The sequence below is a fragment of the Haloarcula montana genome (assembly GCF_035666295.1).
GTDB lineage: Archaea > Halobacteriota > Halobacteria > Halobacteriales > Haloarculaceae > Haloarcula > Haloarcula montana.
In genome coordinates this window covers 1,477,450-1,496,778 of the sequence record NZ_CP142027.1, presented here as the reverse complement: position 1 = coordinate 1,496,778, position 19,329 = coordinate 1,477,450, and the positions used below count along the sequence as shown (strand labels likewise).

Sequence of the window (19,329 nt, the reverse complement as noted above, 5' to 3'; positions counted from 1 at the left end):
GCAGACCGTGGGGTGGCTAAACCGCTGTGGTCGCGTTTCTTTCAGTCGAGTCGGTGACGTGCGAGCGTCTGACAAACGATTAAATACGAGGACGGACGAATAGGACACAACGATGGGCAACAAAAACAAGACGATCTCCTTCCGCGTGAGCGAGGACAAGTTCGAGACGCTCCGCGAGATCGCCGAGGAGCGCGATATCTCGCTTTCCGCGGTGTTCCGGGACTACGTCGATACGCTGGTCGCCCACGACGGCCAGGTGAAAGTCGCCCCCGAGCACGAATTCGAAGAGGCCGCCGAGGAGTCCAGTACGGAGAGCTTCCCGCCGAAAGTCGAGGTCCCGAAGAGTTTCGTCCGGGAACACGAACGACTCGAACTCGAAGCCGAACACCTCCGCGAGCAACTGGAAGAACACAAACGCTACGTCACGAAACTCCGCCAGCAACTCGACCAGATGGACCAGGACGAGGTCATCCATCTCGAAGACCTCGACGAAGACGAAGAGGACGACGCGTCCTACCGGATCGGAAGCTTCGAGGACCTATAACAGCCGCTGGCGCCGCTTACGCGTCTCTGCTGCGACCTCTTCTTCGCCGTCGACGTCGGCCAGCGTCTCGACTGCCTCTAAGGTCCTGACCGAGTCGTCCAGAAACGAGAGCACGTCGCCGGGATAGGCATACAGCATGTAGTCGTCTGTCATCACGTCGACGATGGCGTCGGGTCCCATCCCCTGTTCCCGCAACTCCAGTAGGTACGCGACGAACTTCCGCTCCGGGCAGCCACAGTGGGGTGCAGCCTGGCACTCACAGTCCATGAAGTCCTCGGCGAAGTCCAGCACCCGATCGCGGGTGGCGTCGTCGAGTTTGGCCAGTCCCTCCCCCTGGAAGAGGATGTCCAGCGTCGCACCGCTGAACGCCCCTTTCGGGAAGCTCGTCTCCAGTTGGGAGGCGAGCTGCTGGTGGTTCTTGACGTAGATCTTGTCGGTGATAGCCACGCGTACGAAACCGTAGCGGGCGACCGTGTAAAAGCGTCTCGAAGCGGCCACAGAGTCGTAACGTATTTCTGTGACAGCGGAATAACTACGATTGCTTCAGCACGCGTGTCCGGGCTGGGGTAGTGGCATCCTTTAGCCTTGTGGTGGCTAAGAGGCGGGTTCGATTCCCGCGCCCGGACTGAATTTTCACAGCTCCTTATCCGAAATAATATTCTCGTTAGACTTTATTTTCACTGTGGTTGGGTAGATTTTATCCCGCCTCCGGACATTGTCAAACTATGGTCGATACGTGCCCGACGTGTGGAGAGGCGTTCGACTCCCGACGGGGGTTGGCTGTGCATCACAGTCGCGTCCACGAAGAGATACTCCCGAATCGAGAGTGTGATCACTGTGGCGAACTGTTCGACTGCGAATACGAGAAACGCTACTGTTCAGACTCCTGCCACGACGAAGCAGTATCCTTCGAAGGAGCGAATAATCCGAATTATGACGGCGGGAAGACAGAGACGGAGTGCGACATCTGTGGGAACAGGTTCGAGTACTATCCCTCGGCGAAACCGGGCTGTTTCTGTCCGGAGTGCGTAGAGACAGCGAACTGGCGACACGAGCGACAGATCGAGGGTGAAGACAACCCGAACTGGAAAGGTGGGAAACTCACTTTCACCTGCGATCAGTGTGGTGACCGTGTTGAACGCTACCCAAGCCAGATTCAGGGCGAAGTCACCCTCTGTAGCCGTGACTGCCACAGTGAGTGGCTCTCGGACGCGTTCACCGGCGATGGACACCCGAACTGGCTGGGCGGTGGCATCGACGACTACGGGCCGGGATGGAACGCCGTCCGCGAGCGGGCGCTTGACCGGGACGGGCACGCCTGTGTCGTCTGTGGTGACGACGCGGACAACATCGGTCGGAACCCCGATGTCCATCACGTCGTCCCGGTCCGGTTGTTCGCCGCGTCGCCGGTGCTGGCGGTTCGGGACGCGCACACGCTCGACAACGTGGTCTCGCTGTGTCCGGCCTGTCACCGCCGAGCGGAGTTCGGACAGTTCTCGCGGGCGGAGTTGCGCTGGCGGGCCGGTATCGCTTTCCGGCAGGCGATGGCGGTCAGCGCTTGCGGGCCTGCTGACTTCGACGGTCAGGGCTCGGGCCGTGCCGTTCCACGGTCGCCTGCACCGGGCGCGTAGTCGCCGCTGGATTTGATGATCGAGAGCGCGGTCATGATGTCCGAACGGGTGAGCAGTCCCTCGAACGCGCCGTCCTCGTCGATGACTAGGAGACGACCGACAGAGTTGTCCTGGAGGTGGGTTAGCGCGTCCATCACATCGGTCTCGGGGGTGACAGTCACGAGATCGGTCGTCATCACGTCGCCGACGGTGTAGGCGTCGCGTTCGACCTCCTGGACGGCACGGGCGTCCTCCAGTGCGACCAGGCCGACGACCTCGCCGTCGCGTTCGACCGGGTAGCCGGTGTGGCGTTCGGCGAACATCGTCTGGATGAGTTCCCGGACCGACTGGTCCGGACCGACCGTCGTCACGCGGTCGGCGGGCGTCATCACGTCGCCGACGGTGACGCCTTCGAAGGCGGCCGCCATGGCGGTCTGCCGGGCTTCGCCGGCCGCGCCGATGTAGATGAAGAAGGCCAGACCGGCCAGGAAGATGTTCCCGAGGACGAACAGGCCGAACAGCCCCAGGAAGATCGCGAAGACCTTCCCGACCTCGGCGGCGATCTCGGTCGCCCGGGCGTAGGTCCGGGTTCGGGCAAGCAGCGCCCGGAGGACGCGGCCGCCGTCCATCGGGAACCCCGGGAGCATGTTGAACGCGGCCAGCGCGAGGTTCATCACCGCGAGATACGCCAGCACGAACCTGGCCGACTGCAGCAGCGTCGACTCGGTCGCCGGCAGGACTGCGAACGCGGCGTACGAGAGGACACCGAGGAGGACACTGACGACCGGGCCGGCGACAGCGATAGCCAGTTCCTGTTTCCAGTCGTCGGGCATCTCGGTGAGCTGTGCGATCCCGCCGAAGAGCCAGAGGGTGATCGAGTCGATCGGAAAGCCGTACCGCATCGCGACCAGCGAGTGGCCCAGTTCGTGTAACACGACACCCGTGAACAGTCCGACGGCGGCAGCGACGCCCAGCACCCAGACCAGCGAACCGACGGTGAGCACCGACGGGTCCAGTCCGGCACCGAGCAGGTCGTTCAGTAGCTCGGTGGTCTCGCCGATCCGTGTCCCGATGATCCAGGCGAACAGCGGCAGGACCAACAGGAAGGTCAGATCGAGCTGGATCGGGATACCGAACGCGCTGCCGATACGGAACCGGCGCATGCGATCGTGTTGTCGGGGGACCGACTTAAGCCCCCCGTAGCGGCGTCCCGAGTGACTGAAGTAGGTCCCGCGTCGTACACACGTCCGTGTCACAGCAGGCTGCACAGGTCGATACGCTGTTCCTCCACGAGCGCGGCGAAGAGTACACTGTCGTCGCCCAACGTGACGGGGAGCGGCTGTTCCACGGTGTCCTCGAAATCAAGGAGACCGATGCGGGGCCTCGTCCCCGCCGACTCCGGATCAAGGACGGCACCGACGAGGACCTGCGCTCGCCCGATCAGTTCGTCGAACTCGCTCGTCGGGCGGCGCGACTGCGTATCTCCGAGCAGACGTCGAGACGAGCCCGTGAGCAGGCCCGCCGGATGTTCGGTGCCTACCAACTGGAGGCGAAAGTCGTCCGGACCTGTCGGTACTGTGCCAACGCCGGGCGCTATTCCCCGATTACGAGCGAGACAGAGATCCGTACCGACGGGGAGAGTATCTGCCCGGACTGCGCCCGCGAGGAGCTGGACAGGGAACTCGCCTTCGAGGGTAACATAACCGGCCAGGCACGCGAACGCCTCGAAGAACTCATGCTCGAGGTCCAGGACTTGGATCGAATCTCGAACCTGCTGTCGGGGAACCTCGATCCGGACCTCACAAAGTTCGACGAGATCTCAGCGACCGTCGACGACGTCGAGTTGGTCCCGACGGACTCGCTGTCGTTACATCCCGGCATCCAGGACCACGTCGAATCACGGTTCGACACGCTGTTGCCGGTCCAGAGCCTCGCTGTCGAACACGGGGCGACCGATGGACGGGACCAGCTCATCGTCTCGGCGACGGCGACCGGGAAGACGCTGGTCGGCGAGATGGCCGGCCTCGATCGCGTCCTCAACAACAAGGGGAAGATGTTGTTTCTGGTCCCACTGGTCGCGTTGGCGAACCAGAAATACGAGTCGTTCCGGGACCGGTACGGCGACATGGTCGACGTCTCGCTCCGAGTCGGGGCCAGCCGGATCGCGGACGAGGGGGGCCGCTTCGACCCCGGTGCCGATGTCATCGTCGGCACCTATGAGGGGATCGACCACGCCCTGCGGACCGGAAAGGACCTGGGGACGATCGGGACGGTCGTCATCGACGAGGTCCACACGCTCGGGGAAGACGAACGGGGCCACCGGCTCGACGGGTTGATCTCGCGGCTGAAACACTACTGTGAGCGCGGGACGACGGAGGCGTCCCGGCATGATCGAGCGGGCGACGCCCGCGAGCAGGGCGGTTCGCCGGCGTCGGGGGACACGCAGTGGATCTACCTCTCGGCGACGGTCGGCAATCCCGGCCAACTGGCCGAGAAACTCCGCGCACAGCTCATCGAGTTCGAGGAGCGGCCGGTGCCGATCGAACGCCACGTCACCTTCGCCGACGGCCGGGAGAAGATCGAGACCGAAAAGAAACTCGTCAAGCGGGCCTTCGACACGAAATCGAGCAAGGGCTACCGGGGACAGACGATCATCTTCACCAACTCCCGGCGGCGCTGTCACGAGATCTCCCGGAAGCTGACCTACGACTCGGCGCCCTACCACGCCGGGTTGGACAACAAGCGTCGCCATCGTGTCGAACAACAGTTCGCCGATCAGGAACTGGCGGCCGTGGTCACGACCGCGGCACTCGCTGCCGGGGTCGATTTCCCGGCCTCACAGGTCATCTTCGACTCGCTGGCGATGGGTATCGAGTGGCTCACTGTCCAGGAGTTCAGCCAGATGCTCGGGCGCGCGGGCCGGCCGGACTACCACGACAAGGGGACCGTCTACCTGCTCGTCGAACCGGACTGCACCTACCACAACAGCATGGAGATGACCGAGGACGAGGTGGCGTTCAAGCTCCTCAAAGGCGAGATGGAGCCGGTGATCACCCGCTACGACGAGAGCGCGGCCGTCGAGGAGACGCTGGCGAACGTCACGGTCGCGGGCAAACGCGCGAAGGCGCTCAACGACCGGATGATCGGTGAGCTCCCGACCAAACACGCCCTGGGGAAGCTCCTGGAGTACGAGTTCATCGACGGGCTCTCGCCGACGCCGCTGGGCCGGGCCGTCACCCGGCACTTCCTCGCGCCCGACGAGTCGTTCCAGTTGCTCGACGGTATCCGGAAGGGCGAGGACCCCTACGAGATCGTCGCGGGGATGGAACTGCGCGACGAGCACTAGTCGGCGGCGCGACGCCGAGGGGACGTACATTCTTGTAGCGGGCTCCCCATCCGGTCGGTATGGGGCTGTTCGATACCATCCGCCGGACGCTCGGCGGTGGCGACGACACCGACGGCGAGGAGTCCGCGAGCGCCGAACCCACGACCGAGACGGCGTCTGACGGTCCGACGGTGACCGACAGCGCCTCGCTCTCGCCGACGGAGTTCCGCCAGCGGGCCGAGACGGTCGCCGATCGGTCCGAACAGCTCGATCTCACTACTGGATCGCTCTCCCGGCTCGACGCCGCCGTCGCCGAGCAGTTCGACGGCGAGACGGTCGAGGACGGCGACGATACGGCCTACACCACCAACACCGTCCGGTTCGGGAGTTATCTCGGCGAGGTGTTGGTTCGTGATCTCGACGGTAGGTGGGTCCAGGACGACGGCTGGGGCGTCACCGTCGCCGGGACGGACGACGAACGCACCGTCGCGGTCTTCGATGTCGCCGCTCGCTCGTTTGCCGAAGAACCGGCGTTCGCCGCCGTCGTCGACCGGCTGGAGGACGAGTTGGTGCTTTCGGCCGAACCCGCCGCCGAGTCCGATGCCGACGACGCCGGGGAAACCGACCGGGCCGGGCAGCCGACAGCCGATCAGGCGACATCCCAGACCGGGACTACCGACTCCGAGACGGTCGAGGACTGGGCCGACGCCGGTGACTGGCAACCGGCGACGGAGAAAGCCGGCTTCGACCGGACGGACGACCAGAGCGACAGCGGTAGCGTCGCCGACACGCCCGACGAACTCGACGAGGATGACGGGGGTGAGACTGTGGCGGAGTCAGGCGACGGGTTCCGTATCCCGGACGCCGAAGGGGGCGTTGCGGCCGAGGGCGGCACTGACACGACGACCGACGACGACGGCGTGACTGCCTCCGACACCGAGACAGGCGACGAGGGATCAGGCCACACGGACGCTTGGTCGCTGGCCGCCGAGTCGGCATCAGCGGCCGACGACCGCGGTGATACCGCCCGGTCAGCGGACACAGAGAACGAATCGCTGCTCGATCAACTGGCACAGGACGAAGCCGAGCCGTCCGACCCCGCCGCCGGTGATGGACTCCGAGCCGACTACGCCGAGCGAGCGGCGGACTTCGCGTCCTTCTGGGGGGAGCACAACCTCGACTTCACGCCGGCATCGCTGGCCCGCCTCGACGATCTCGTCGACGCCGAGTGGGAGGACGAACGGTTCGCCGACGCGACCTACGGCGAGACCGACCGCTTCGAAGACCGATCGTTCACCAGCCTCGTCGAGGAACTGGGCAGTTACTTCGGCGAGGTACTGGTCAGGGAACTCGACGCCGAGTGGACCGACGAGACCGACCACCCGGCTGCCGTCGTCGTGACGGGTACCGACGGCAGGCTGGCGGTCCCTGTCTCCGACGTGGCCATGGGGTCGCTCCGCAACGGCGCTGCCTTCGAGCGGAGCTACCAGGCCCTGCTCGCGGATCTCGAAGACGGCTGACTCCACACACTTTTTGGCCGCTCCCTTCACAGTCGGGGTGTGTTGGAGTCAGTCACGCCCGGGATGGCGTTCGTGTTCGCGTTGATCCTCGTGGCGCTCGTCTTGTTCGCCACCGAGGCGCTCCCGGTCGACGTGACCGCGATCAGCGTCATGGTCGCGCTGATGCTCGTCGAGCCGGTGACGACCGTCGCTGTCGATGCGGACCTGCTGGCCGAACCGGTGTACGCGCTCCACCAGCCCGGTGACGGAGAGTCGCCGCTGACTGCGGGGTTGTCGGGCTTTGCCTCGACGGCGACGATCACCGTCCTGGCGATGTTCATTCTCTCGGACGGCGTCCAGCGGACCGGTATCGTCCAGTTGTTGGGGGCGAAGATCGCTTCGCTGACCGGCGACAGCGAGTCCAGGCAACTGGGTGCGACGATCGGCCTGGTCGCGCCGATCTCCGGGTTCATCAACAACACCGCTGCCGTGGCGATCCTGCTGCCGATGGTTACCGACATCGCCCACAAGGGGAAGACCTCGCCCTCGAAACTGCTCCTCCCGCTGTCGTACGCCTCGATGTTCGGCGGGATGCTCACGCTGATCGGCACCTCGACGAACATCCTCGCCTCCCAGCTGTCCGCGGATCTGCTCGATCACCCCTTCGGGATGTTCGAGTTCACGCAACTCGGGCTGATCGTCTCGGTCGTCGGCACCGTCTACCTGCTGACTGTCGGGCGCTGGCTCGTCCCGGGCCGTATCGAGGCCCGTGAGGATCTCACCGAAGAGTTCGAAATGGCGGAGTACCTCACGGAAGTCGTCGTCCGCGAGGATTCGCCGATCGTCGGCCAGACCGTCCAGACGGCCCTGGCCGAGACCGAGTTCGACGTCGACATCGTCCAACTCGTTCGCGGCGGCCGCACGTTCCTCGAACCGCTGGGTCCGAAGACGATCCGGGCCGGCGACGTCTTCGCGATCCGGACCGATCGGGACACGCTGGTCGAACTCCTCGACGCCGAGGGGTTGGATCTGATCCCCGAGGTCGAGGTCGACGACGCGGAACTGGAGAGCGCGAGCGAACGGACGAACCTCGTCGAGGTCGTCATCGCTCCAGGCTCGTCGCTGGTCGGGGAGACGTTCGTCTCCTCGAACTTCCGACAGCGCTACGACGCGACGGTGCTTGCGCTCCGGCGCGGGCGCGAACTGTTCCGCCAGCGGATGGATCGGATCAGACTGAAAGTCGGTGACACGCTCCTGGTGCAGGCCACCTCCGAGAGCATCGAGCGACTCAACGTCAACAACGACTTCATCGTCGCCCAGGAGATCGAACGGCCGGACTTCCGGCGCTCGAAGATCCCGGTGGCCGTCGGCATCGTCGCGGCGGTCGTCGGGGCCGCGGCGCTCACCCCAATTCACATCGTCGTCTCGGCGCTCGCCGGCGCCGTCGCGATGGTGCTGACCGGCTGTCTCCGCCCCCAGGAACTGTACGACGCCGTCCAGTGGGACGTGATCTTCCTGCTGGCCGGCGTTATCCCGTTGGGGATCGCGCTCCAGGAGACCGGTGGCGCCGACCTGCTCGCGGACCTGTTCGTGCTGTTCGCTCCGGGGTTTACACCGATCGTCGTCCTCGGGCTGATGTACGTCGTCACGGCGGTCCTGACGAACATCATCTCGAACAACGCCTCGGTCGTCTTGATGATCCCCGTCGCTGTCGAGGCCGCCCAGCAACTGGGTGCCTACCCCTTCGCGTTCGTCTTGGCGGTCACGTTCGCGGCGTCGACGGCGTTCATGACGCCCGTGGGGTACCAGACGAACCTGTTGGTGTACGGGCCGGGTGGCTATCGGTTCAGTGACTATCTGAAAGTCGGCGCGCCGCTGCAAGCGGTGTTTGCCGTCGTGACGACCCTGGGGATCGCGTTCTTCTGGGGTCTCGCGCCGCCGTAGCACGGGGACGCGAGCAACGAAACCCTTTACTCGGTGACGGACGCATCCTCACCTGCGGGATCGTGGGGTAGCTTGGTAACCTTCGGGCCTTGGGTGCCCGTGCCCCTAGTTCAAATCTGGGCGATCCCACTCAACGCGGTTCTCTCGACCCGAACAGCTAGTTACTGCTGGGCCGCCTGACAGACGGGCCGAACGACCGCTTCCTCGATCCGGTCGCGTGTCGCCTCGACCGGGCCGGAGTTGTCGACGACGACGTGGTCACGCTCGAATGGGTCGAACGCCGCCCGGTGTTGTTCGTAGACCGCGAAATCGGCGTCGCTGACGGTTCCATCGCGGCTCTCGATCCGCTCTCTGACGACCTCGGGAGAACAGGTCACCCGGACGAAGAGCAACTCGGCCCCGGCTTCGCGTGCCGTCTCGACGGCCATCTCCCGGTAGCGCACCGAATTAAACGTCGCGTCGACGACGACGGGCACCCCTCGATCCAGTTCCGTCCGGGCACGCGAGAGCAGTTCTTCGTAGGTCCGTTCGATCTCGGCGTCGGTGTAGGAGGGGTCGTCGAACAGCGACTTTCGCACCTCGTCGCTGCGGTATCGCGTTGCCCCGCACTGCCGGGCGGCGTACCCGGAGGCCGTCGACTTCCCGACGCCCGGGAGACCACAGAAGGCGATGAGTGCTGGGCTGTCCACAGCGACCGTTCACACAGTCGAGGCTTAATTTCCACGATTCGGGCGGCCGGCGACAGACCCTTGCCGTCTCGGTGTGCACGCTGTGCCATGAGTGCCTACACCGACGCCGACTGGCTCCGGGGTCATCTCGGGGACGTGCTGGCGTTCTACTACCCGGCCTGTGTCGACGAACGGAACGGTGGGTTCGTCGCACAGTTGGACGCCGAGACCGGCGAGAGCTACGATCCCGACAGCAAACACTTGGTGGCGGCGGCGCGGTTCTCCCGGAACTTCGCGCTGGCTGTCGAGCTGTTCGGTGCCGATCCGTGGCTGGGCCCGGCCCAGCGTGGCACCGACTTCCTCCACGAGCACTTTCGCGACGCCGAACACGGAGGGTACCACTGGCTGCTCTCCGGGACGACGCCGACGGACTCCCAGCGGGTCTGCTACGGGCACGCCTTCGTCGTCCTCGCGTACGCCCGGGCGACCGATGCCGGGGTCGACGGCGCAGCGGACCGGCTCGACGAGGCCTGGACACTGCTCGACGAGCGGTTCTACGAGCCCGACCAGGGACTCTACCGGAGCGTCTTCGACGCCGACTGGGACGCGGCCGAAGCCTACCGCGGACAAAACGCCAACATGCACGCCTGCGAGGCCAACATCGTCGCCTACGAGGTCACCGGCGAGACCCGGTATCTCGACCGTGCCATGACCGTCGCCGAGCGGCTCTGTGTCGATCTGGCCGGTGAGACCGACGGCCGGATCTGGGAACACTACACCGACGACTGGACCCACGACTTCGCGTACAACCGCGACGACCCGACCCATCAGTTCCGCCCGTGGGGGTACCAGCCGGGCCACCACGCCGAGTGGGCGAAACTCCTCTCGATTCTGGACCGCCACGCCGAGGCCGACTGGCTGCTCGACCGCGCCAGGGAACTGTTCGACGCGGCGACGACCGGCTGGGACGACGACCGCGGCGGGTTCTACTACTCGCTAGACCGGGCGGACGAGCCAGTCGTCGACGACAAGTACGGTTGGGAGGTCGCCGAAGCGATCGGCGCCGCCGCCGCGCTGATCGAGCGGACCGACGGGGACCGGTACCGGGAGTGGTACGACCGCTGCTGGGAGTACGCGGTCGAGACGATGGTCGCGCCCAGTGGCAACTGGTACGAGCGGGTCGACGCGGACAACGAGCCGTATCCGACCGGCGACGGGCCGGCGGTCGAACCGGGCTATCACCCGATCGGAGCCTGCTACGAGAGCCTGCGGAGCCTCGGCGAGTAGCCGCCCGCGGTTCGTTTCCCGTTGTCTCGGGAGCGATCGACCCGCGGTCTCTCGGTCGTGTCGACCACCGTCTTATGCTCACCCCCGTTCACGAACATTCTTAGCCCGTCGGGCGCAATCGTTGTCCAACCAGATGGCGACCGCCGACAACACCGAACTCATCGATCGCTTCGAGGAGTTCTACCGCAACTACTACCGCAACGAGATCGGTGAGCTCGCACAGAAGTACCCCAACGACCAGAAGTCGCTGTATATCGACTGGGACGACCTCTATCGGTTCGATCCGGACCTGGCCGACGACTACCGAACCAAGCCCGAACAGCTCCAGGAGTACGCCGAGGAGGCGCTGCGGCTGTACGACCTCCCCGTCGACGTCTCGCTGGGCCAGGCCCACGTCCGCGTCCAGAACCTCCCCGAGTCCGAGGACATCCGCGAGATTCGTCACGAACACCACGGCAACCTCATCGCCGTTCAGGGTATCGTCCGGAAGGCGACCGACGTTCGTCCGAAGGTCGTCGAAGCCGCCTTCGAGTGCCAGCGCTGTGGGACCCTCACCCGCATCCCACAGAACACCGGCGACTTCCAGGAACCCCACGAGTGCCAGGGGTGTGAACGCCAGGGTCCGTTCCGGCTCAACACCGAACAGTCCCAGTTCATCGACGCCCAGAAGATCCGCGTCCAGGAGTCCCCCGAAGGGTTGCGTGGCGGTGAGACGCCCCAGTCGATCGACATCAACGTCGAGGACGACATCACGGGGACGGTGACGGCGGGTGACCACGTCCGGGTCACCGGCGTCCTCAAACTCGACCAGCAGGGGTCGGACCAGGACAAGTCACCGATGTTCGACATCTACATGGACGGGGTCAGCGTCGTCATCGAGGACGAGCAGTTCGAGGACATGGACATCACCGACGCCGACAAGAAAGAGATCATCGAGCTCTCGAACGAGCCCGACATCTACGACCGGATGGTCGGCGCCATCGCCCCCTCGATCTACGGCTACGAGAAAGAGAAGCTCGCGATGATGCTCCAGTTGTTCTCGGGGGTCACGAAGGAACTCCCCGACGGCTCGCGCATCCGGGGTGACCTGCATATGCTACTTATCGGGGACCCTGGAACTGGCAAATCGCAGATGTTATCATATATCCGAGAGATAGCACCTCGATCTGTGTACACGTCGGGGAAAGGCTCCAGCTCTGCCGGCCTTACTGCGGCGGCTGTGAGGGACGACTTCGGTGACGGCCAACAGTGGACGCTAGAGGCTGGTGCACTCGTTCTGGCCGATCAAGGTATCGCGGCAGTCGACGAGCTAGACAAGATGAGTTGCGTGACTGGAGACACCCTCGTTCACGGGGCAGACGGGATCAGCAGAATCCGTGACCTCGCGTACGAGCACGCAACCGACGGTACCGTCGAACCGCTCTCGAACGGTCGCACGATCCGTGACATCGACGACCTGCAGGTCTGGACGATGACCGACGATGGGCGGCTCGTTACCCGCCCGGTGACGGCCATCCACGAGTACGACGCGCCCGAGGACCTGACGCGGGTGACACTCCAGACGGGCGAACGACTCACCGCGACGGCGGATCACCCGTTCTTCGTCCGCGAAAACGGCGAGCGTGTCGAACAGCCAGCCGCCGATCTGGAAGCCGGTGACTGGGTCTACGTTCCGCGGTCGGTGAGCCATACGGCCGCCGACGGCGGAACAGTACCGACCACCGAATCGGACTCGTCGGCGGTGCCTTCGGCTGGTGATGCAGATGCAGAACACATCTCCGACCGTCCAGAACTGACCGATGCGGACGTGACGTGCCAGCGTGTCGAATCGGTCGAGACAGTACCAGCGGAAACTGAATCTAGACCGGATCCGTGCGTCTACGATCTGACTGTCGATGGCACACACAACTTCCTCGCTAACGGGATGGTCGTCCACAACTCCGAGGATCGCTCGGCGATGCACGAAGCATTGGAACAACAACGGATCAGCGTCTCGAAAGCCGGCATCAACGCGACACTGAAAAGTCGTTGCTCGCTGCTCGGTGCGGCAAACCCCAAGTACGGCCGCTTCGACCAGTACGAATCCATCGGCGAGCAGATCGATCTGGAGCCGGCGCTGATCTCTCGGTTCGACCTCATCTTCACCGTCACTGACCAGCCCGACGAGGAGAAGGACCGCAACCTCGCCCAGCACATCATCCAGACCAACTACGCCGGCGAGTTGAACACCCACCGGGTCGAGACCTCGACCTCCAACTACTCCGCCGAGGAGGTCGAGACGGTCACCGACGAGGTCGCACCGACGATCGAACCGGACCTCCTCCGGAAGTATATCGCCTACGCCAAGCGCAACTGCTTCCCGACGATGACCGAGGAAGCAAAGACAGTCATCGAGGAGTTCTACGTCGATCTACGGCTGAAAGGCCAGGACGAGGACGCTCCCGTCCCGGTCACTGCCCGGAAACTGGAGGCGCTCGTCCGGCTGGCGGAGGCTTCCGCGCGAATCCGGCTGTCGGATACCGTCGAGGAGGAGGACGCCGACTGGGCCGTCGAGATCGCCCACTACTGTCTGAAGGAGATCGGCGTCGATCCCGAGACCGGCGAGTTCGACGCCGACGTGGTCGAGACGGGGACTTCTAAGAGCCAGCGTGACCGCATCCAGAACATCCGGGGGATCATCGCCGATATCGAGGACGAGTACGACGAGGGCGCGCCGGTCGACGTGGTCATCGAACGCGCGGAAGAAGTCGACATCGACGAGTCCAAGGCCGAACACGAGATCGAGAAGCTCAAACAGAAAGGCGAGGTGTACGAGCCCCGCACCGACCATCTCCGGACGACATAATGGACCGTATCTCCGCACTGCGGAACGTCGAGGAGGCCCTGGCGACGTTCGAAGAGGGCGAGTGTTCGCTTGCCGACCTCGAACGGGAGGTCAGGGGGGTCCTGCGGACGTACGCGACGGATTTCGAGGGCGAGTTACGGGCCTACCGGGCACAGGGTGACGGTCCGGTCGACGGACTCGTTGTCCTTGCGTCGGACGGCACGACGGCACGCGACCGTGTTCGCTCGCTCGTCGACGAACCCGGGCGGTTCGAGGTCGCTCCTGTCGAGTGAGTGCAGTGAAAGTGGTTTTACTCCCCGGGAGTGTATCGGTGTGTATTGTCGATGAGTGAGCTTCCCGAGGAACTCGCCGGAGCGACCAATACGCTGATCTGTGCGCCGTCGATGAGCCGCCACGCGGGTGGCGGGACCCACTGTACCGAGTTACTCAACGCGGGAGAGACGCCTGCTAGCGTCCTGTGGGTTACGTACACCCGTTCGCCGTCGGCGTGTGTCGAGGCCGTCCACACGTCGGCGGTCGAACCGGCATCGCTGTCGGTCATCGCTGTCGGCGAGACTCCGATGGAAGACGACGAATCGCTCTCGTCGGTCAGCGTCGACACCGTCTCGACACCCAGTGACCTTACCGGATTGGGGATCACGCTCAGCCAGACACTCTCGGGCCGTGAGGATGTCGTCGTCTGTTTCGACTCGCTGACGGCTGTCCTCCAGTACGTCGAACTCGAGACACTATACGAGTTCCTCCACGCCGTCGTCGGCCAGCTCCACGCTGCCGACGCACTGGCACACTTCCATCTCGATCCGACAGCCCACGACAGGCAGACCGTCGACGCGCTGACCTCACTGTTCGATGCTGTCGTCCACGTTCGGGACGGCGACCGGGAGATCCGGACTCGACAATTATTGTAGCTCTAGAGAAGTAAATTTTTTACCAAAGTATGAGAAACAACCGCTGTGCTGTTGGTCGTCGCCCACTCGCGAGTGGCTCGCCGAGACCTCCGGAACGTTTGTCGCACACACGGCTCCTGTGTCGTCCAGCGGTTCGGCCGGGCTGCGCTGCTCTCAGCTACCGAGTTCGCTGCGTTCCAGGCACTCCGTCTCCAGGCGAAACACGGGGTGGACGTGCAAGTCGAGCGAGTCCGTCCGTTCGAACCGACCGATGTCCCCGAACACGTCCGGTCGGCTGCCCGGCGCTACGAGGACCGCTCTGAGCCGGCCGTTCCGTACGAGCGGTTCGCGTCGGGGAGAGACCTGCCGGCTCCGTCCTCGATGCGGGGGGAACCGCTGTGAAACTCGTGCTCGGACCGACGACATACGAGGGGCGTGTCGTCGACCTCCGATCGCACGTGGTCGACGGTTCGACCGTTGCCGCGGCAATCCGTGGCCAGACGCGTCGACCGGCCGTCGACGCACCGGAACCGACCGCGGTCTACGGCTACGCTGGCCACGTTCGTCCCGACCTTGGGCTCCGGACGCGGACGGCGCTGGCCGCTGCGGCACGGTCGACTGGTCACACCACCCCCGAGGACACCGAGATCGAGGCGCTCCGGGAACGGATCGCCGAGATCGACCCGTCGGTCCCCGACCGGACGACCCGCGCTGACAGCGTCACCGAGAACGACCTCGCCGCGCTCCAGGAGTCTGTCGGCGTCCACCGCGGTCGGGTCCAGGCCCGCGAGGCAGTCGACGCTGACGCGGCAGCCGCGCGGGCGGATCTCAGAGCGGCCGCGACGACGCTGGCCGAGCGCCGAACTGCGCGGACTGCCGCCGAACAGAGCCGGAAGCGCCGCCGCGAGGAGCTTCGGGCCTACCGCGAGCGGCTAGCCGAGCGCCGTCGTCTCGAAGACCGACTCGCTAACCGCCAACGGGCGGCCCGGGAGACGCTGGTCGAGCGACTGCGTCCGTCGTTCGAGACCGCCGTCGCCGAGGTGCCTGGCCCGACGCCGACGGAACCGTTCGACGCCGGTCCGATCACCGCCGCTCTCGCGGTTCTACGGCTCGCCAACACACCGGCCCCGGTCGTCGTCGCGGTCGATCGGTTCGCCACGCCGGATTCGGCCGCGGCGTGGCTCGATGCACCGGTCGTTCGATGCTAACGTTTAGAAGCGAAGCCGGGACCAGGGGGACCTATGGCTTCGATCGACTGCTCGTGGGAACACCACGAGGGCGTGACTCTGGTCACTGCCACTGTCGTCGTCACAGCGGAACCGACCCACGTCACCGTCACGAACTGTCTCGACGGCTCGGTCTGTCCGCCCCGGCGCGAGGGCCGTCCGACGCCGGGCTGGACCGACGACGGGTTCGCCGGCGTCCTCGATCCGGGTCGACACGCGCTGGGGTACGCCGTCGAGGCACCGCCGACCGATCCACCGGCACGACTCGACAGTGTGACGCCCGCACCGAACGCCGAGTCCGTCGACGAGCGGACCACGCCGGCGGCGATCGTCCGTGATCTCGGTGACCCGTCGCCACCCGCCGACGCCGTCCCCGAGGCTACTGTCGACGACGGCGGGACCGATGCTGGTCCCGACACGACTGACGAGCAGTCGGCAACAACGACAGGGCTTCCGCAAGCGGTGACTGACTGGCTGGATACCGTTACACGGCGCCTCGACAGTGTCGAGCAGTCGGCCGACGCTGATTTCCCGAGTGGCGACGGCGGGGTCCCCGACGAACGGACGCTCCGGCAACTCGCCAGGCGAGCCGACCGGCTCGCGGACCGCCGTGGAACGATCGACCAGTCGGCGGACCGATCGGGATGATTCTGACCGTCACCGGCGGGAAAGGCGGTGTCGGGAAGTCGACGGTTGCGTACAACCTCGGGGCGGAACTCGACGGCGTCGTCGTCGACGGGGATCTCGCGATGGCGGACCTCCCGGAGCGACGTGGACCGGACCTCCACGACGTGTTGGCCGGCCGTGCGGCGCCGATGGCGGCCGTCGACGAGAGCGGCCCGGTCACGCTGGTTCCCTGTGGACGAACGCTGGCGGGCGCGCGGGCGTCCGACCCGGCGACACTCACCGACGTACTGGAGACGCTCGACCGTACCTACCGGTGGGTGATCGTCGATTCGCCGGCAGGGCTCCAGGCGGACGTGGGGCTCCCGCTGTCGGTCGCCGACGCCGCGCTCGTCGTGACAGTCCCCGATCGGGCGGCGCTCGCCGACGCGCTCCGCGTCCGGGCGCTGGCCAGGGAACTCGATACGGGACTCTGCCGGGTCGTCCTCAACCGCGTTCGAGACGCCCATCGGACCGAAGCGCTAGCCGATCAGTTCGGCGCTCCCGTCGTCACGGTTCCGGAGAGCGACCGGCTCGCGACGGCCCACCGGCACGGGCGCCCTGTCGGGCAGATTGCCCCGGAATCACCGGCCGCAGACGCGTTCGAGACGCTCGCGACGGCTGCCTACGGCTGTAGATCACTGTAGGTCCCACGCAGTGTCACCGGCGTCACGTCTGCGACAGCTGCTGCCTCTGCCTGCGTGAGATCGACGTCCTGTCTGCGTGCGGCGGTGTACAGGCAGGCGGCTGCGACGCCGGCCGGGTTCCGGCCGCTGACGAGGTTTCGCTCGCGGGCCTCACAGACCAGTTCTTCCGCGCACTGTCGGACGGCGTCGGGCACGTCGAGTTCGGTCGCGAACCGAGGGACGTACTCCCGGGGGTCGATCGGCCCCGTTGGCAACCCCAACTCCCGGTTCAACGCGTCGTAGGCCGCACGCAACTCGTTGGCGTCGGCCTTAGCGACACGGCACAGTTCCTCGACGGTCCGTGCGACGCCCTCGGTCCGACAGGTCGCATACACCGTCGCCGCAGCGAAGCCCTCTAGCGACCGACCCTGTAACAGGTCCGCCTGCTGGGCGGACTCGAACAGCACGCATGCCCGATCCCGTAGCGCGTCCGAGAGACCGAGCGAACAGACGATGCGACGGATCTCGGTAAAGGAGTAGATCTGGTTGCGCTCGCGCTTTGAACTGACCTGTGCCCGGGTGTGTTCCCGCCGTAATCGGGCGAGTTGCCGGCGTTTTCGGCCCTTGAGCCGCGTCGATCGACCGATCTCGGTCGAGAGCCCGCGGTCGTGACGCGATCGGGTTAGCGGGGCACCAGTCCGGGCGCGTTCGGTATCGTCGTCGTCGAACGAGCGCCACTCCGGGCCGCGGTCGATGGCGTCCTCACCGACGACCAACCCACACTGCGAACAGACGCTCTCGGAGCCGGTTCGTTCGACTGGGCTATCACACTCGGGGCAGCTCGACACTGTCGTGCTCATCCTGTCTTTTCCTACGGTCCGTGTAGGGGTTAAAAAACCGATCAACTGCCCCGGAACCGACGGATCATCTCGGAAATAACCGACCGGTAACCGGTAGGTAGGTTCGACAGGATTCCACCGGCCGGGAGCGGGAAGCCGCCAGGGTTAAATTCCAGACAGGCGAATCTGAGACAAATGGCGCTGTCGGACATCGCCGCGGGGATCGAAGTCACCGAGCGACAGCACGAGCAGGGTGTCGCCGCTGTCGACGACACCGACACGTCACTCGCCGAACGGCTCGGGCCGGTCGCGGACGCGCTGCCCTGTCCGCCCGAGACTGCGGCGACCATCGTCGAGGCGTACGCCGCCGGCCGGGGCGTCGGGGCGAGTGGCCACGCGGCCGGTGTCGCGCCGGTCACCGCCGCGAAGACGTTGCATCTGGTCGGTGAACAGGTCACGCCGGTCGGGCCACAGGGTCGCGAAGTCGTCCGTGACTGGCTGTCGGGCGACCTCTCGCGAACCGACGCAGTGACACTCTCCGGACTGGGGAACCACGAGTTCGCGCTGGCGGTCTACTGTGAGAGCCACGACCCGCTGCCGGCGGCTCGGGACGCCGTCGAGGGCGCCCTATCGACACAGCGTGAAGACCCGCTCGGGGAGACGATGAGCGATGTCGGCGAACTGTTGTAACTGCCACGCCACACGATATCGTCGAGTCCTGGCAACAGCCTCACGGAGGGCCATAGCACGTGTTACTAACTAACTCGACGGACAACCCGAGACGTATGCTGCTCCAGGCTACGTCGTTTCGCGAGCAACTCGCCACTATCGGGACGGAGCTAGTCGACGGGATCATGGCCGCGGTTCCGAAGATCGTCCTCGGGACGCTGTTTCTCGCGCTTGCCTACGTGAGTATCAAGATCATCCTCACGATCGCCCGGTCGGTGTTCGAACGGCTCTACCCGTCGAGCCAACGGCTCGTCGTTGACCTGACGGTGACGGTGATCGCGATCTTCCTGTGGTTCGGTGCGGCGCTGGTCCTGTTGAACATCGTCGGGCTCGGGAACGTCGCCGCGAGCCTGGGGACCGCGAGTGGATTTATCGGCCTCGGGGTCGCCTTCGCGCTCCAGGACATGATCGCAGACACGGTCGCTGGCGTCTACCTGCTCCGTGATCCGGACTTCAACGAGGGGTATCGCGTCGACACGGCGTCGGTGACGGGAACGATTACCGCGATCGGGTTGCGCAAGACCAGGCTCCGTGTCGAGGACGGGTCACTCGTCGTCCTAGCGAACCGGGAGGTCGAGAAACGCTGGCGGCTTACGGAGTCGAGCCGCGAGGAGAGCGCCGGCTGACCGGGCTGGCC

General features: G+C 65.5%; 19 protein-coding genes and 1 tRNA gene. 16 read left to right on the top strand and 4 right to left on the bottom strand.

Annotated features, from left to right (window positions below):
• Window positions 1-112: 112 nt before the first annotated feature.
• Entirely contained in the window at window positions 113-544 is a 432-nt protein-coding gene (locus VJ109_RS07750; protein WP_324755778.1) for a DUF8146 domain-containing protein, read from the top strand.
• Here the strand turns inward: VJ109_RS07750 and VJ109_RS07745 are convergent.
• On the bottom strand, window positions 539-991 hold the full coding sequence (locus VJ109_RS07745; protein ID WP_324755777.1) for a DUF5814 domain-containing protein: 453 nt from the start codon (window positions 989-991) through the stop codon (window positions 539-541). The genes VJ109_RS07750 and VJ109_RS07745 overlap by 6 nt on opposite strands.
• Before the next feature lie 278 nt (window positions 992-1,269).
• On the opposite strand from VJ109_RS07745, the gene VJ109_RS07740 reads away from it, so the two are divergent.
• Complete coding sequence (locus tag VJ109_RS07740; RefSeq protein ID WP_324755776.1) at window positions 1,270-2,175, top strand: HNH endonuclease; 906 nt, start codon at window positions 1,270-1,272, stop codon at window positions 2,173-2,175.
• Here VJ109_RS07740 and VJ109_RS07735 read toward each other — a convergent pair.
• Complete coding sequence (locus VJ109_RS07735) at window positions 2,127-3,317, bottom strand: CBS domain-containing protein (protein WP_324755775.1); 1,191 nt, start codon at window positions 3,315-3,317, stop codon at window positions 2,127-2,129. The two genes, VJ109_RS07740 and VJ109_RS07735, sit on opposite strands and share 49 nt — an antisense overlap.
• 86 nt (window positions 3,318-3,403) lie before the next feature.
• Between VJ109_RS07735 and VJ109_RS07730 the strand changes: the two genes are divergently transcribed.
• From VJ109_RS07730 to VJ109_RS07715, 4 genes are all read left to right on the top strand, one after another.
• On the top strand, window positions 3,404-5,500 hold the full coding sequence (locus VJ109_RS07730) for a DEAD/DEAH box helicase (RefSeq protein ID WP_324755774.1): 2,097 nt from the start codon (window positions 3,404-3,406) through the stop codon (window positions 5,498-5,500).
• A gap of 59 nt (window positions 5,501-5,559) precedes the next feature.
• Window positions 5,560-6,999, top strand: coding sequence for an ICP22 family protein (locus tag VJ109_RS07725; RefSeq protein ID WP_324755773.1), 1,440 nt, complete (start codon window positions 5,560-5,562; stop codon window positions 6,997-6,999).
• Window positions 7,000-7,062: 63 nt separating this feature from the next.
• Complete coding sequence (locus VJ109_RS07720; RefSeq protein WP_324760319.1) at window positions 7,063-8,922, top strand: SLC13 family permease; 1,860 nt, start codon at window positions 7,063-7,065, stop codon at window positions 8,920-8,922.
• 56 nt (window positions 8,923-8,978) lie between these two features.
• Window positions 8,979-9,051, top strand: a tRNA-Pro gene (locus VJ109_RS07715).
• Window positions 9,052-9,083: 32 nt separating this feature from the next.
• Here the strand turns inward: VJ109_RS07715 and VJ109_RS07710 are convergent.
• Window positions 9,084-9,611 (bottom strand): P-loop nucleotide/nucleoside kinase family protein, encoded by a 528-nt coding sequence (locus tag VJ109_RS07710; protein WP_324760312.1) that lies wholly within the window; start codon window positions 9,609-9,611, stop codon window positions 9,084-9,086.
• Between the two features lie 87 nt (window positions 9,612-9,698).
• Here VJ109_RS07710 and VJ109_RS07705 point away from each other — a divergent pair, with 87 nt between their 5' ends.
• From VJ109_RS07705 to VJ109_RS07670, 8 genes are all read left to right on the top strand, one after another.
• Window positions 9,699-10,877 carry an AGE family epimerase/isomerase gene (locus VJ109_RS07705; protein WP_324760311.1) on the top strand — a complete coding sequence of 393 codons (1,179 nt, stop codon included), beginning with the start codon at window positions 9,699-9,701 and terminating at the stop codon, window positions 10,875-10,877.
• Window positions 10,878-11,010: 133 nt separating this feature from the next.
• Window positions 11,011-13,722 carry an AAA family ATPase gene (locus VJ109_RS07700; RefSeq protein ID WP_324760309.1) on the top strand — a complete coding sequence of 904 codons (2,712 nt, stop codon included), beginning with the start codon at window positions 11,011-11,013 and terminating at the stop codon, window positions 13,720-13,722.
• Entirely contained in the window at window positions 13,722-13,994 is a 273-nt protein-coding gene (locus VJ109_RS07695; RefSeq protein WP_324760307.1) for a DUF7854 family protein, read from the top strand. Before VJ109_RS07700 ends, VJ109_RS07695 begins: the two co-directional genes overlap by 1 nt.
• A gap of 51 nt (window positions 13,995-14,045) precedes the next feature.
• A complete protein-coding gene (locus VJ109_RS07690; RefSeq protein ID WP_324760306.1) occupies window positions 14,046-14,630 on the top strand; it encodes a DUF7504 family protein in 585 nt (194 codons plus the stop codon).
• A gap of 45 nt (window positions 14,631-14,675) precedes the next feature.
• Window positions 14,676-15,011, top strand: coding sequence for a DUF7855 family protein (locus VJ109_RS07685; RefSeq protein ID WP_324760305.1), 336 nt, complete (start codon window positions 14,676-14,678; stop codon window positions 15,009-15,011).
• Window positions 15,008-15,817, top strand: a complete 810-nt coding sequence (locus VJ109_RS07680) for a DUF7856 family protein (RefSeq protein WP_324760303.1) — start codon at window positions 15,008-15,010, stop codon at window positions 15,815-15,817. The genes VJ109_RS07685 and VJ109_RS07680 overlap by 4 nt, the downstream gene beginning before the upstream one ends.
• A 33-nt stretch (window positions 15,818-15,850) precedes the next feature.
• Window positions 15,851-16,483 (top strand): DUF7857 domain-containing protein, encoded by a 633-nt coding sequence (locus VJ109_RS07675; protein WP_324760302.1) that lies wholly within the window; start codon window positions 15,851-15,853, stop codon window positions 16,481-16,483.
• Entirely contained in the window at window positions 16,480-17,145 is a 666-nt protein-coding gene (locus VJ109_RS07670; protein ID WP_276178786.1) for a MinD/ParA family ATP-binding protein, read from the top strand. Before VJ109_RS07675 ends, VJ109_RS07670 begins: the two co-directional genes overlap by 4 nt.
• Here VJ109_RS07670 and VJ109_RS07665 read toward each other — a convergent pair.
• Window positions 17,124-17,984, bottom strand: coding sequence for a transcription initiation factor IIB (locus tag VJ109_RS07665; protein ID WP_324760301.1), 861 nt, complete (start codon window positions 17,982-17,984; stop codon window positions 17,124-17,126). The two genes, VJ109_RS07670 and VJ109_RS07665, sit on opposite strands and share 22 nt — an antisense overlap.
• 174 nt (window positions 17,985-18,158) lie before the next feature.
• On the opposite strand from VJ109_RS07665, the gene VJ109_RS07660 reads away from it, so the two are divergent.
• The gene (locus tag VJ109_RS07660; protein ID WP_324760299.1) at window positions 18,159-18,653 is read left to right on the top strand and encodes a DUF7858 family protein; all 495 of its coding nucleotides are present in this window, start codon (window positions 18,159-18,161) and stop codon (window positions 18,651-18,653) included.
• Window positions 18,654-18,748: 95 nt separating this feature from the next.
• Window positions 18,749-19,318, top strand: coding sequence for a mechanosensitive ion channel family protein (locus VJ109_RS07655; RefSeq protein ID WP_324760296.1), 570 nt, complete (start codon window positions 18,749-18,751; stop codon window positions 19,316-19,318).
• The last annotated feature ends 11 nt before the right edge of the window (window positions 19,319-19,329 follow it).

Bases quoted from the DNA above. Each gene is read 5' to 3' on its own strand.
- VJ109_RS07750 (WP_324755778.1), top strand. From the start codon at position 113: ATGGGCAACAAAAACAAGACGATCTCCTTCCGCGTGAGCGAGGACAAG.
- VJ109_RS07725 (WP_324755773.1), top strand. From the start codon at position 5,560: ATGGGGCTGTTCGATACCATCCGCCGGACGCTCGGCGGTGGCGACGAC.
- VJ109_RS07660 (WP_324760299.1), top strand. From the start codon at position 18,159: ATGGCGCTGTCGGACATCGCCGCGGGGATCGAAGTCACCGAGCGACAG.
- VJ109_RS07735 (WP_324755775.1), bottom strand. From the start codon at position 3,317: ATGCGCCGGTTCCGTATCGGCAGCGCGTTCGGTATCCCGATCCAGCTC.
- VJ109_RS07740 (WP_324755776.1), top strand. From the start codon at position 1,270: ATGGTCGATACGTGCCCGACGTGTGGAGAGGCGTTCGACTCCCGACGG.
- VJ109_RS07720 (WP_324760319.1), top strand. From the start codon at position 7,063: ATGGCGTTCGTGTTCGCGTTGATCCTCGTGGCGCTCGTCTTGTTCGCC.
- VJ109_RS07655 (WP_324760296.1), top strand. From the start codon at position 18,749: ATGCTGCTCCAGGCTACGTCGTTTCGCGAGCAACTCGCCACTATCGGG.
- VJ109_RS07675 (WP_324760302.1), top strand. From the start codon at position 15,851: ATGGCTTCGATCGACTGCTCGTGGGAACACCACGAGGGCGTGACTCTG.
- VJ109_RS07690 (WP_324760306.1), top strand. From the start codon at position 14,046: ATGAGTGAGCTTCCCGAGGAACTCGCCGGAGCGACCAATACGCTGATC.
- VJ109_RS07700 (WP_324760309.1), top strand. From the start codon at position 11,011: ATGGCGACCGCCGACAACACCGAACTCATCGATCGCTTCGAGGAGTTC.
- VJ109_RS07665 (WP_324760301.1), bottom strand. From the start codon at position 17,984: ATGAGCACGACAGTGTCGAGCTGCCCCGAGTGTGATAGCCCAGTCGAA.
- VJ109_RS07670 (WP_276178786.1), top strand. From the start codon at position 16,480: ATGATTCTGACCGTCACCGGCGGGAAAGGCGGTGTCGGGAAGTCGACG.
- VJ109_RS07705 (WP_324760311.1), top strand. From the start codon at position 9,699: ATGAGTGCCTACACCGACGCCGACTGGCTCCGGGGTCATCTCGGGGAC.
- VJ109_RS07695 (WP_324760307.1), top strand. From the start codon at position 13,722: ATGGACCGTATCTCCGCACTGCGGAACGTCGAGGAGGCCCTGGCGACG.